Annotated in this window: 1 protein-coding gene; it reads right to left on the minus strand. The window is 42.3% G+C overall.

Annotated elements, in window-relative coordinates; all coding sequences use genetic code 11:
• Positions 1-293: alcohol dehydrogenase catalytic domain-containing protein (locus IQR33_RS33795; RefSeq protein WP_228014033.1), on the minus strand; the 293-nt coding region annotated here is incomplete at its 3' end.
• Positions 294-537 lie beyond the last annotated feature (244 nt).

Below are 537 nucleotides of genomic sequence, written 5' to 3' on the forward strand. Positions count from 1 at the left end.
CCACCCCAGTGGTTTTCACCCACGCCCCAGCCAGTAAGGACAACTTTGTCACCAGCTTGGTAGCGGTCGTCTTCTGAGCTTACTACCGTACCTGCTAAGTCAATACCTGGCACCATCGGGAAGTTACGGATGATTTTACCTTTACCTGTGATCGCAAGGCCGTCTTTGTAGTTTAACGATGAGTAATCAACGTCAATCAGAACGTCGCCTTCAGGCAGTTGTGTTTCATCGATTTGCTCGATGTTAGCGATAGTACGTTTGTCTTCTTGATTTAGAACTAGAGCATTAAACATAAGGTTCTCCGATTGTGCGGTAGCATGACTCTGGGTCACATGCAGCAAGATATCAACTGGTCTAAGTGTATGTCTTCTTTGTCTATGAATAAAATGAAACTTGAGCATTTAATGTATGCTCTTCATGCATGTTTGATGTAAAACAAAAAGGGCGACATCAATTGTCGCCCTTAAGTGTAATACTAAAAATTTTAGTACTAGTTCATTTGCTTATGATTGTTGGCTCGATCACTACAACAACGTC

Source organism: Vibrio sp. OPT46 (genome assembly GCF_015163535.1).
GTDB classification, from domain to species: Bacteria; Pseudomonadota; Gammaproteobacteria; order Enterobacterales; family Vibrionaceae; genus Vibrio; species Vibrio alginolyticus.